Raw genomic sequence first — 12,297 nt, 5'->3', positions numbered from 1 at the left:
AACTGCAATTTTCCCGAATCATACTTCGGTATTCAAACGCCTGCGTGCAAAGAGCCCCAAAGCAAGTACGACACACAACCCTGCTCCCCATATCCATAGCAGTAAATCTCCTCCTTCGGTCTTTCCGTAAGAATGCAGACCGCTCAGGTAGTAATTCACTCCAAACCAGGTCATGATGACAGAAAGAATAGCAACCACTGAAAGCAGATTGAAACACCAGGTTGTCTTGCCTTTCAGCAGAGGGATAAAACGGATATGGAGCACCAGTGCATAGACAACGATGGAAATCAGAGCCCATGTTTCTTTGGGATCCCATCCCCAGTATCTTCCCCACGAGACATTCGCCCAGATGGCACCCAGAAATGTTCCTGCTGTCATAAAGAATAGACCGAGGATCATTGCCATCTCATTCAGTAAGGTAAACTCACGGATACGAAATTGGAGCTTCACCCGGTTGGTGGCAGAGAGCAGACTCATCAAAATGAGATTAAACAGTCCCGTCAGAGCGCAAAGCGCAAAGAATACATAGCCTATCATGATAATGGCGACATGAGACATCAGCCAGTACGACTGAAGTACCGGCACCAAAGGAGTAATTTCGGGATTCAGGTGGTTCAATCCTGCCACAAAAAGCATTATTCCACCTAATAACCCTGCAAGTGCGGGGAGAATACGGAACCGGCGGGCAAACAGGAGTCCGCCACCTACCAGCATCCATGAAGTACAGATCATGGACTCGTAAGCATTTGCCCAAGGTGCACGCCCGCTGATATACCAACGCAACAATACACCGGATGTATGAGCCAAAAAGGCGATCACCAGAAGAGCAATTAAAATGCCGCATACCTTTTTTCCCCATTTAAAGTCTGCAATAATCTCACCACAGGCTATAAAAAGTAAAATTCCGCCTAAGATAAGATAAGCCAGACGACACCAGAAAAACAAATTCAGCTGATTATAAAGAAGTTCCGCTTTCACTCTCTGGTTGTCAATAGCGGGAGTCTTACTCTTTGCCTGCTGAAAAATATTCATCATGCCGACAATCTTGTCCGCTTCCTCCCAATTGCCGGAACGAACTCCATTCCCCAGCTCATAGATATACCAATCCATGATTTTGGAAACAAACAAAGAATCTTTTCCCTGAAAAACATTCAGTTCATCTCCTGCCGAATACCATTTCCCCTGTGCATCATTCTCGTCCGGGAAAAGTGGCAGTAACTGATGTTGCATGATACGATATACGATATTCACAGATTCATCCAGTTTCAATAAATCCGAGTCCATCCGTTTCCGTTCCGAAGCGGGTTTGGCGTAGATATCATTCACTTCATCGGTCAGGATATAGTTGCCTTCCGAATCGAAAACGTCCTCCCAGGCAATGTATTTACCGCTCCTGCCAAACCGCTGGAGTAGTTCTTTGTTATCGACTTTAATAAAAGGATAGGCTCCCCATTCGTCGGGAAAAGAGAGCAGGTTCAGGAAAAACTGGTCAGAGTTGATGCCATTCAGTTTATCGGCTCCATAAAGCTTACGCAGAATAGCGGAGGTATAGCTATTGACCGGTTCGAGGCGCCCATTAGGATTCAGCACTACCAGGCTTCCGAATTTCCCGGCGTGCTGAGAAGACACACAAGGTTGCTGTGCGTGTACTGTCTGCCCACCGGCTACACCGGACAAGGCCAAGAGAAACAGTACACAGTAAGGCATGTTTTTCTTCATCTCTCCCAATTCCCTGCGCAGACGACCGAAACGGGATTTCTTACTGAATAATGTAAGCACAAAGCCTGCAAACAGCAAAAAGTATCCTATATATGTAAGTTGCATTCCGGGACGATCGTAACTGACGGACAGAATGGTTCCCTGCTCATCCGGATCGAATGACGACTGAAACAACCGGTATCCGTCTATATCAATCACTTTATTCATACGGACAGTTGCCTGCACTGGAACCTCATCCCCCTTCTTTATCACCAGATCGCTCTCGTAAGACATCGGGCTATGGGAACCCGGATAGCGTTGCAACCTGAAATCATCCAGAGTAACGGAGAAAGGCAGGGAGGTTTTACCCATCCCTGCACCTTCATCGTGCATCATGCTACTCACCGTTTCCCCCTCACGGATGTGCATGATTCCTGTTACTCCTACATAGTGAGTAACAGCAGCCCCCAACCAAATAAATACAAAAGCCCCATGAAAAATCAAACTTCCTTTACTGATTCTTTTGAAATAGCTTCCCTGAAGAAACATGGCCAGCAGATTGACAGCCTGCAACAACTGCAACAGGATGAACCAGGGAGCATAATAAAAGTGTTCGCGGGCAACAGCAGGTCCATACGAGTTTTCCACAAATGTGGCTGCCGCCAATATAAGTGCATAGAGTCCCGCCAATACATACATTAACACCGGTGAAGCTATCAGTCGAATCAGTTTCATTCGTTTTTCCGTTATAAGTGATTATCTTCTATCAGTAAGATATGCTTTTTATAAATGAGCAATACCTTCAATCTCTACAAGTAATTCCTCCCTGCACACATCTGCATAAAGATAGGCGACAGGAACGCCCGGACAAAGTTTATCCATATCTTCTTTCACAATCTGCGCATCTTTCTCGTTTTTGAGATATACGCGGAGAAGCTCCAGCTTACCGGAATGTTCCGGTAGTTTCTCCTTTCCCTCTTCCAGACCGATCAGATGCTGGATATTTTCAAGAGTAATCTCTGTTTGCCAAAGCACATCTCCGGTCACCATACTTTCCTCGCCCCGAATAGCAGCCGTCCCGGAAATATAAATCACTTCCTGCTGATGGTCGGACAGTGATTTGCCTCTTTCAAATTTAGGGGTTCCTTTCTCCGTATCCGGTCGATGACTAATCAGTACCTCATCCGAATAAACATGTGCGGCTCTTTGCCAGTCATTATCCAAAGGAATAATCCCAATCTTTCCGCTCACTGCATTGAAGTCGATCTGTATACCACCATGCTGCGCTCCGATTCCCGTTGCTGCCGGATACCCCGACTGCCACTCCGAAGTAGCATAGAACTGGGAACGAACATCATTAAAATCCTGATAGCACTGATTGCCATGTGCAATATCCGTGATGCCTTCCAGATAATTCCATTGACGGACGATATCACCAAAATTCATCTGTTCCGCCTTCAGGATTTCTTCCGCTTTCCGGAAAGTCTGTTCCGACTGTTCACGAATGGGGAGATTCAAATCATCAGCGCAAAGTCCTCCCGCTATGATTTCCCGATAATCGGCAGACGTTATCCGCAGATAGCGGACAGAAGAGGCAAAGCGCTCTTCCAGCATCACTGCCTCATCAACCGATAACGGTAATGAATGTACTTCCAGCACCAACTCACCTTCCAAAGGCTTTTGGGCCACCACCGAAACAACCGGTCGGGGAGACGGAAAATGGCTGTCTGCCCATTGTTCCAGAAAAGTTCGTTGCTGCCGGTATTCCTGATTATCCTTACAGGCAGTAAAGAAAATAAGGCGGACGACTCTCTCCCTACGAACGGCGGACAGAAGTAATTCTTCTGCCATCCGTTCCCAAGTTTTCCCTTCCGCTTTATAGATTTCACATTTTATTCGATGATACTTCATATTGAAAACCTCAGTGATATTTCATGCACGATGCATGGATTAATGAAAAGAAGCTACTCCTGCCGGTATATCCGCACTATACACGGAAGACATTGTCTGTAGCTCCGGAGTGTTCTCCAGAGAGTAGAGCACATTCTTCTGACGGTCTACCAACAGCAAATGCACTTTATCTTTCGGATTCACATGTCCTGTCCAGTTCGTAATCAGAAAACGTCCGTCGGAGAAATACTGAAAGCCGCCGAGGAATTTCAAAGGCTTTCCGGGAATATCCGCATTCGACAGTTCCCAAATCGTCTTTCCTTCTCCGGTTACTTCTATCAAACGGGGATTTCCGTCCTTATCTGCTACGGCAATCAACGTATGTCCGTTAGGCAGGCGGGTCAAAGAATGCGGACCGCCGGGAACATCCAGCTTCCACACGACTTTACCGTTCGTATCATATTCCTTCACACACTGATCTCCATAATGTGCCACGAGAAAATGTCCGTTATCCAACCGGCGGGCATTGCGCATAAAGGCGAATCCGCCATCTTTCACGCCTTCCGGCAAAATGCAGACTTCCTTCACAATCTTCCCCTTCGGAGATATCTCCAGCATCCGTCCGGACACACATTCACCGACAAATGTATTGCCGTTCTTCAAACGTTGACAGGCAAAAATCGGACTTTGGGACTCATAATGAAAGATGGTATCGTTCTGACGAGTCATCTCGAGCACTCCGTGTCCGGTGGTGAAAAGGATATTGCCATTAGGCAATATCCATAAGTCATTTGAATCGGGGGCTTTGTGTTTCCATACAATCCGGTTGTTTTCCATCACAAATACGATCCCTTGCGAATAATCGGCTCCGGCAAATGTCTTTGTCTGTGCAAACAGAGACACAGAGAACAGAACTGCCAAAATCGAAATATATATTCTTGTCATAAATAATAAGTCTGAATTAGTATTATTATAAAGAAGCTTTCAAGCACCGATTACTCACTACAGGGATAATACATATTCCTCCAACTCTTCCAGTTCCTTTTCAGTAACAGGCTTATGAGGTCCGTGTATCTTCAGCATATCTTTCATCGAGTAGCTGCGTCCGTCATAAAGATAAGGAGCCGTACGCCAGCATTCGTTCAAAGCAGGAACGTCCATCGACAACCCTTTATCCGGTCCGGTGGTCCAGTCTACCTTATACTGTTTCTGGTCTGTGTAGTATTCGCCTGAATGACAGCTTGCACAGTTCTCTTCAAATATCTTCTTTCCCTTCTTCGCTTTCCCGGAAAGTTTGCCATTCACCAGATAAGGGCTTGGCAATGGTTTCAGAGATTTCAGATATTCGTCGATAGATTCATAGATTTCATCATTTCCTTCCATAAACAGAATGTACTTCACACCCGAACGTACTGCCACTTCAGCATTCTTACGGATACCGGTAGCCATACAAGGCGGAGTCTGATGTGAAAGCAACAGTGTCTTCGTGTTCTTCGGATTTCCCATGCCGTCGTTCAGCAAGTCCCAGTTAAGTCCGTCCATGCGCGCATCGTTCGGATGGCAGGTAGCGCAACTCTGCCAGTTCTGGAAGCAGATTGTCGCATCATGGAAATACATGTCTCCCTTGCCTACTTTGGTGAAAGCCAGCGGAGCACCCAAAACTTGTTTATTGAGATTCTTGCCGTTCATATCCATAGAAACCAGTTCCGAAGTATAATAATTGGCTGTATAAATCTTATTGCCGGTAGCAACAACCGAACGGGGACCTTTACCCTGTGTAGGGATAAAGTCGCGGATGCCATACAAAAAACCGGCATCATTCGGTATATTATTCCAGGACTTCACGGAAGGTGTCACCATCACTCCTTGTTTTGCCTTCGCCAGACGTTCGTGCAGGGCAATGCGGTCAATGCGAACCAGCTCCTGACTTCCGGCAGCAGCTACAATAATCTGCTTGTCATCCGGGGTGACAATCACCGACCACGGATTGGCAGCTCCTTTTTGGGGAGTATCCAACAATACGGAAGTCAGCAGCTTTCTCGCCTTCAGATCGATAATGGACAACGTATTCGTAGCCATCCATCCGCGATCCAGCTGATTGGTAGGCAACTGATAACGGGCAATCAAGTGAGTGACATACGCATACGCACGATTCTTGTCTACCGCTATCGATTTCACATCTGTAGAACCGTTGGGAAGCATGATACGGCTTGCCACCTTCTTTGAAGACACATCGACAATATCGAGCTGGGCTGCAAGCGGATAGGCTGTAGACGGCATTTCCGGCATATTGTTTGCTATCAGCAGACAAGAGTCACCGGCAAAGGAAGCCATTGCCACCGGCTCACGTCCGACAGTGATTTTCGCTTTTACCTTACGTGTTGCGGGGTCTATCTCCCACAGCTCGTTGTTGAACCGTTGTGCTACCCAAAGTGATTGAGACAAAGGGTTGTACAAAATATCCGAAGGAGTAGCACCGCTTTTTGTTTTAGACTGTATCGAAAGTTTTTTTCCGTCCAGTTGGTACATCATGCCGTAGTTTCCGTCGCACACTACCCAGAGGTTTCCGTCAGGGTCTTGTGTCATGGCGTTGACCGGAGAAGAGAACTCCACTTTTTGTTCCATCTCCTTTCCGTCAGCCGACATTTTTATCAGTTCGCTACCTGCTCTGTTGGTAACAAACAAGGATTTTCCATTATCCGCCAAAAACAGACGATCCGGCGAAATAACTGTCTGATCAGCATCTTTCGCAGCAGTGCAAAGAAGTACAGCTATGATACTAACAGGTATTAATATCTTTTTCATTATTTCTGTTGTTTAGTTTGAAGGGATTGAATGTACTGGCGAATATTCTCCTGCTCTTCCGCACGAGCTGCTTTCCTTTTCTTGTCGTAGCGGTCGTAATATTCGAGGTCATGTTGTGACCAGTTGTTCGCTTCACGGTAATCTCCGATCTGAGGAACGAGCAAGTCGATCCAGAGAGAAACTTTACGTATCTCCTGCGGAGTCAGTTTGGTGCCTCCATGACCTTCTTCCAGGCGTTTGATCAGATTACTTGTGTTAGACCCTGCAAAATAAGGAGGTAACAAAGTCGGCTCGGACAAAGCGCTGATCCAGTTTACTTCCGGATGATGGGCATTGCCTCTCCACGGACCATCAGGACCATCCATACGGGCATGCGTCAGACTCAGATAAGACTGTGCATATTTTCTCTTGCTTCGCTTATCAAGCACCTGCAACTCGCCTTTCAGACTCATCGGCTGTTTCACTCCGTCATGGCAAGAAATACAATGCTTGTCCCAAATCGGCTGAATTTCTTTCAGATAGCTGAAGTTACGTTCTCCCATTTCATCTTCCGGTATCAAAGCCTTGATACCTTTGTTCATTGCCATAGATACCGGATGTCCTGCCACCGGAACGGTGTTCTTATGTTCATGACATCCCACACAACTCTGTACCTCGTTCGGCTGAAGGGTAGACCAGCTGCGCATAGTCTGTACCACACGGCCATTTTCATCCAATGCCTGGAAATATAACGGTCTGCGTGCAGGAACTTTAAAGAAAGCGGAGCCATCCGGATATACATCGGTCACCCCTATCACTCTCTTCACATCCCAGGCAGCATTACCTACTCCTACCGGAGAACTGGCCAATGCACCTCCTCCTTTATCATCACCGTTCACTTCGCCGATACCTGCCGCACGGAACTGTATTTCTACCACACGAAGCTGCTTGATCGTTCCCGGTTTCACACCTTTCAAACCATTGCCTTCGTAAATGTTCTGCATATAATACACACCGTCATTCTTCGTATAGTCTACCGAAGACGAACGCTGGAAGGGACGGGTGCGCGGAGCCACCAATATAGGCTGGTTGCAGGATATCTTCGAATCGGAAACGAGCAATTCACGTTCTCCGTCTACATTCATCCAATAGATTCCAAATTCCATCGGATGCCCAACATAATATCCCAGCGGAGTATAAGAAATAAGAAAATCCGTTTCATTCATCGGGAAAGGATGCTGGTACTGATCAGTAAACTGTCCGTAGCTGTCGATACGTTCTGCTTCGGGCTTGCGAAGCGGAGCTACGAACATCGTTCCTTCATTCTCGTCACGTCCGGCTTCGGGATCGATAATACCCAATTTACCATGTTGAGGAGTATGATGTCCCATAAATACAGTCATCACTTTACGAGTACCGGGAATCTGGCGGGTTTGTGCCACCGTCGTCGGGAACCAGCTGTTCATACCGTAATATTCCGCCTGTCCTGTTCCATCAGGATTCATCTGGAACAACGGTTGTGCCCATACCTGTCCGCGGTCGTTATAATCCCAACGGGTATAAACGATACGACCGTCATCGAGCAATGTAGGAGTAACGGTATGCACCTGGTCGAAACCTACCTGGCGCATATAGCGTCCTTCTCTGTCACACAAGTACATATTGCTGACTTCGGTAAACCAGCAGTCTACCGCACTTCCGCAACGGGTGGAGTTGAAAAGGATATTTTCATCGGGCAAATAGATTCCTTCGATATCAGCATGTCCCTTACCGAAAGTCAACTGCTTGATATCGCGAGTCTTCAGGTCCATCTCATACAAATGGAAATCGTCTTCCTTAGCCGACTTCTTCCATGAGAAAAGCAGATGCTGACCATCGAAATGCAGATTCGGATCACGATATACACCATCTTCATCTGTCATCAGTGTTTCCTCTTCCGCCCAGATGCCGTTCATCTTAATCTTCGACAATGTACCGCCTGCAATGTAATTACATTCGGCACGGGCATCCGAAGCTCCTTCGGTATAAGCGAAGAAGGAAGGACGCAGTGTTCTGAACTTTGTGAATACAATTTCCGGACTGTTGGCAGTGAATGAAGCCAGACGCTTTGCACGTCTTGCTTCACATGCTTTCAGATAGGCCTGAAAAGCGGCTGTAATACTTTCCGGAGTATCATTAACGGTAGTAGTGACATTCAGCTTCTGCAAACGCATGGAAAGCTGACGGCTGAGAGTGCCTCTAAACCAATTGACATCTTTGCCATCTTTTTCATTCTTCGCATCTTGTCCGTCTTGCAGCCACCAATCGTAATAGACCGGATAGGTGTGCATCAGCATCCGGTGCGTATCTCTCATTTTACGATCTAATTCTTCTCTATGATTATCTTTCTTCCTTATCGCCTGCACTTCTGCAAACTGCTTTTGCATTTCGGCGATAAAACCGTTTGTGTCGATCGGCTGAAAAGAAGTGTCTTTCGTTTGCCAGGCAACGACAGAGACGAGCATGCAACATGCCATCCCCCACTTCAACAGCTTCATTAATCTTGATTTTATCATTTTGATTTCTTATTTACCTTAATTACCATCCTGAAAAAGAGATATTACATGCCTTTCTTCAATTCTTTATAGGCTTCCACAATCTGAATACCGCTTGAAGTACCGATACGGGTAGCTCCCACCTGAATTAAAGCCAAAGCAGTCTCCAGGTCACGGATACCGCCCGCAGCTTTCACACCAATTTCCGAACCGACTACACGACGCATCAACGCTACATCATGCACATTGGCTCCCGCTGTGCCGAATCCGGTAGAAGTTTTCACAAAGTCTACACCGGCCTCTTTGGCAATGCGGCATACTGTCTCTTTCTCTTCGTCAGACAGATAGCAAGTTTCAAGAATCACTTTACAGATCACTCCGGCAGGTTTGCAGATAGAAACCATATCTTCGATTTCTTTCTTTACGATGTCAGTCTGTCCTTTCTGTAAAGCACGGACATTGATCACTGTATCTATTTCTGTGGCACCTTTGGCAATGGCATCACGAGTTTCAAATGCTTTGCATTCTACCGTATTCTGTCCCAGAGGGAAACCGATAGCTGCTCCTACACGTACTCCGGAACCTTCGAGCAATTTCACGCAAGTTTCTACTTCCGCAGGATTGATAGCTACCATCGCAAACTTATACTGACGGGCTTCGGCACAAAGTTTTTCTATATTTTCGGCTGTTCCGAAAGGTTTAAGGAATGTATGGTCAATCATTCCTGCCAATTGTTCTACTGATAAATTTGCAATTACTTCGTTTATATTCTTAGTTTCCATTCTTATAAGGTATTTAATTATGTTAGTTAAAAAATCAATACACACTTCAATACTTCGCCACGTTTCACTGCAGCAAAGGCTTCTTCAATTTCTTCTATCTTGAAACGGTGTGTGATAAAGTCGGATGCAGAAAGTCTGCCTTCCTCAATCCATTGAGCCAGCGTGGTCATAGCCGCTTTCTCTTCCGAACGGGTAGGCCACTGATGCATGTGCAGGTCAAAGTTATAAGGTGCTTTCGACAAGTCGAATGTCGGATTTTTCGTCATAACACCATACACACAGACGTCTCCGCCCATCTTTACCAACGGCAATACGGAATTGACTACTACATCGAGTCCTACGGCGTCAATCACTGCATCGTAAGAGCGGTTGGCGGCTGCTATAAATTCCGGTGTGCTGATTTCGGCAGGTGTATATCCATTGTCGGCTCCCATACGGCGGGCAACTTCCAGTTTGGCAGGAAGCATATCAACAATATCAATCTGCCCCAGGCCGAAGAGTTTGCCCAGCTTTACGAAGCTCAATCCTACCGGACCGGAACCTACTACAATCACTTTCTTTCCCGGAGTCAGGTTGAAATCCTTGAAAGCTCCCAGTACTTCACGCCAGGTACAGGAAATTACCGCTTCTTCCGGCTGCACATGCGAAGGAACCGAATTCTGAATTTCAAAGCTGTCCCAGCATCCCTGTTCGGGTGTGGCAAGTCCTTCTTCCTTCAGCACTTCGAAGTCATTCACTACTACATATTCGCTGAAACCGCCCCAGCCGCTATTAATGCCTTGCGCGCCAAAGTCGGAAATGAGGCCGCCGATCGCACGATCGCCTACTTTAAAGTTGCGAACCTTCTCGCCTGCCGCTACTACGATTCCGGCATTCTCATGTCCCAGAGCCAACGGATATGCATCTACGCCGGGAAAATGTCCGGCAATCAGTTTACTGTCGGTAGCGTTACACAATGCCACCATTTCTGTTTTTACCAATGCCTGATATGCATTGATTGCAGGTGTTTCCACCTCTCGTATTTCAATTTTGCCGGGAGCCGGCACAATCACAGTTTTCATTGTATTCTTATTCGATTATATAATTTATAGTTCAGTTTTCGCTATCTCGGTGTACATCTCACACAATGCATGATAAGCCTGATCGAAAACAGGCATCCAGGCTTCATACTTCTTCACGTTCTCCGGAATCGGCTGTACGGTCTGTTCAATACGAACAAAACGGTCGATCACAGAGAAGTCCTTAAATATACCCGCACCGATACCTGCCAGAATAGCAGCTCCCATCGAAGTCGCTTCTTCCAGATAATTGGGTACGCGGATTTCCGCCTGATAGATATCTGCCATCATCTGACGCCAGATCGGATTCTGTGCACATCCGCCAATCACTGTTACCTGATCGATAGGAACATGCTTGCGGAAGATGTTCACAATAAATCCGAGATTTAAAGTGATGCCTTCCATGACGGCGCGCAACATATCTCCGTGTGTATGCCCCAGCGTCAGACCGATGAATGCACCTTTGGCATCAACATTCCAGCGAGGAGTACGCTCACCCAGCATATAGGGTAAGAAGAGTAGCTTGTTGGCACCGATCGGAGATGAGATAATTTGTTCGTCAATCAGTTCGAATACGCTGCGTCCTGACTGAGCCGCCAGTGTCCGTTCGTTTTGACACAACTGGTTAATCATCCAGTTGTAAGAAGAACCTGCCGCCTGCATTGTTCCCGACGGATGCAGCATACCCGGTACTACGTGCGCCCAGTTCATCGTGCGACGCTGTTCGTCCACAATCGGCTTTTCCACCGTCAGTGCTACCCAGGATGAAGACCCCAGATAGTTGTATGCATTGCCCGGAGCCACACAGCCTACTCCTACTCCGGCACAGCTGCCGTCGCCACCACCACAGATGACGGGAGTTCCGGCAAGCAATCCTGTTTCACGGGCTGCTTCGCCTGTCACTTCCCCGATGACATCGATAGAAGAACGGACTTCCGGAAATAAAGAAAGATCGAGTTCTGCCGCTTCAATGATTTCTTCGCTCCATTGCCAACGATTCAGATCATAGGCGTTCGTACCCGAAGCATCTGAAGGGTCAGTGGCAATAGTACCACACAAACGGTAGTTAATATAGTCTTTTGCATTCAGCATCTTTGCTGTCTGCGCGAAGATTTCCGGTTCGTGCTTCTTCACCCACATCAGTTTTTCTACAGAGTAGGAAGCGCTGATTCTGTGTCCCGTGATCTCATAGAAATGCAGCGGGTCTATCTTATCGGTCAACTTTGCTTCTTCTTCCTGCGAACGCTGGTCACAGTAGAGCATGTGCGGACGAAGCGGCTGACCGTTCTTATCCACACAAAGACATCCCATCATTTGTCCGCTAAGTGCTACTCCTGCGATATCATTGGGCGATACCAGTTCGAGAAGTGCCTGTGTTGTGTCTACAATAGCTTTCCACCAATGGTGCGGATTCTGTTCCGCCCGGTTGCCGGAAGCGTAGTCGGTAGGGTAAGCAGCAGTACGCGAAGCTACCAAAAGCCCCGATTCATCGAACAAAGTTGCTTTGTTCCCGCTAGTACCCAGATCGTGTGCTAATATATACATGTTATA

8 protein-coding genes are annotated in these 12,297 nt (G+C 46.9%); all 8 read right to left on the bottom strand.

Going from position 1 to position 12,297, the window contains the following annotated elements:
• Positions 1 to 18 precede the first annotated feature (18 nt).
• Positions 19 to 2,433 carry a cytochrome c biogenesis protein CcsA gene (locus tag K6V30_RS10705; protein ID WP_055270086.1) on the bottom strand — a complete coding sequence of 805 codons (2,415 nt, stop codon included), beginning with the start codon at positions 2,431 to 2,433 and terminating at the stop codon, positions 19 to 21.
• Between the two features lie 48 nt (positions 2,434 to 2,481).
• Positions 2,482 to 3,549: a chorismate transformation FkbO/Hyg5 family protein gene (locus K6V30_RS10700; protein ID WP_224207287.1), complete on the bottom strand. Its 1,068-nt coding sequence runs from the start codon at positions 3,547 to 3,549 to the stop codon at positions 2,482 to 2,484.
• A gap of 99 nt (positions 3,550 to 3,648) precedes the next feature.
• Positions 3,649 to 4,533: an aryl-sulfate sulfotransferase gene (locus tag K6V30_RS10695; RefSeq protein WP_055270089.1), complete on the bottom strand. Its 885-nt coding sequence runs from the start codon at positions 4,531 to 4,533 to the stop codon at positions 3,649 to 3,651.
• 57 nt (positions 4,534 to 4,590) lie between these two features.
• Entirely contained in the window at positions 4,591 to 6,393 is a 1,803-nt protein-coding gene (locus K6V30_RS10690; RefSeq protein WP_010537016.1) for a YncE family protein, read from the bottom strand.
• Positions 6,393 to 8,927, bottom strand: coding sequence for an HzsA-related protein (locus K6V30_RS10685; protein ID WP_029425368.1), 2,535 nt, complete (start codon positions 8,925 to 8,927; stop codon positions 6,393 to 6,395). Before K6V30_RS10685 ends, K6V30_RS10690 begins: the two co-directional genes overlap by 1 nt.
• Before the next feature lie 44 nt (positions 8,928 to 8,971).
• Positions 8,972 to 9,688 carry a deoxyribose-phosphate aldolase gene (gene deoC / locus K6V30_RS10680; protein ID WP_010537014.1) on the bottom strand — a complete coding sequence of 239 codons (717 nt, stop codon included), beginning with the start codon at positions 9,686 to 9,688 and terminating at the stop codon, positions 8,972 to 8,974.
• Positions 9,689 to 9,714: 26 nt separating this feature from the next.
• On the bottom strand, positions 9,715 to 10,749 hold the full coding sequence (locus tag K6V30_RS10675; protein WP_055270091.1) for a zinc-dependent alcohol dehydrogenase: 1,035 nt from the start codon (positions 10,747 to 10,749) through the stop codon (positions 9,715 to 9,717).
• 24 nt (positions 10,750 to 10,773) lie between these two features.
• Positions 10,774 to 12,291 carry a xylulokinase gene (xylB, locus tag K6V30_RS10670; RefSeq protein WP_055270093.1) on the bottom strand — a complete coding sequence of 506 codons (1,518 nt, stop codon included), beginning with the start codon at positions 12,289 to 12,291 and terminating at the stop codon, positions 10,774 to 10,776.
• Positions 12,292 to 12,297 lie beyond the last annotated feature (6 nt).

This window comes from Bacteroides faecis (genome assembly GCF_020091505.1).
In the GTDB taxonomy this organism is placed as follows: domain Bacteria; phylum Bacteroidota; class Bacteroidia; order Bacteroidales; family Bacteroidaceae; genus Bacteroides; species Bacteroides faecis.
The sequence above is the reverse complement of the archived record's forward strand: the minus strand, read 5'-3'. Positions and strand labels throughout refer to the sequence as shown.

What these genes read in the sequence shown, in the direction of transcription:
- K6V30_RS10705 (WP_055270086.1), bottom strand. Translation starts at nt 2,433, where the DNA reads ATGAAACTGATTCGACTGATAGCTTCACCGGTGTTAATGTATGTATTG.
- K6V30_RS10700 (WP_224207287.1), bottom strand. Translation starts at nt 3,549, where the DNA reads ATGGCAGAAGAATTACTTCTGTCCGCCGTTCGTAGGGAGAGAGTCGTC.
- K6V30_RS10695 (WP_055270089.1), bottom strand. Translation starts at nt 4,533, where the DNA reads ATGACAAGAATATATATTTCGATTTTGGCAGTTCTGTTCTCTGTGTCT.
- K6V30_RS10690 (WP_010537016.1), bottom strand. Translation starts at nt 6,393, where the DNA reads ATGAAAAAGATATTAATACCTGTTAGTATCATAGCTGTACTTCTTTGC.
- K6V30_RS10685 (WP_029425368.1), bottom strand. Translation starts at nt 8,927, where the DNA reads ATGATAAAATCAAGATTAATGAAGCTGTTGAAGTGGGGGATGGCATGT.
- deoC (WP_010537014.1), bottom strand. Translation starts at nt 9,688, where the DNA reads ATGGAAACTAAGAATATAAACGAAGTAATTGCAAATTTATCAGTAGAA.
- K6V30_RS10675 (WP_055270091.1), bottom strand. Translation starts at nt 10,749, where the DNA reads ATGAAAACTGTGATTGTGCCGGCTCCCGGCAAAATTGAAATACGAGAG.
- xylB (WP_055270093.1), bottom strand. Translation starts at nt 12,291, where the DNA reads ATGTATATATTAGCACACGATCTGGGTACTAGCGGGAACAAAGCAACT.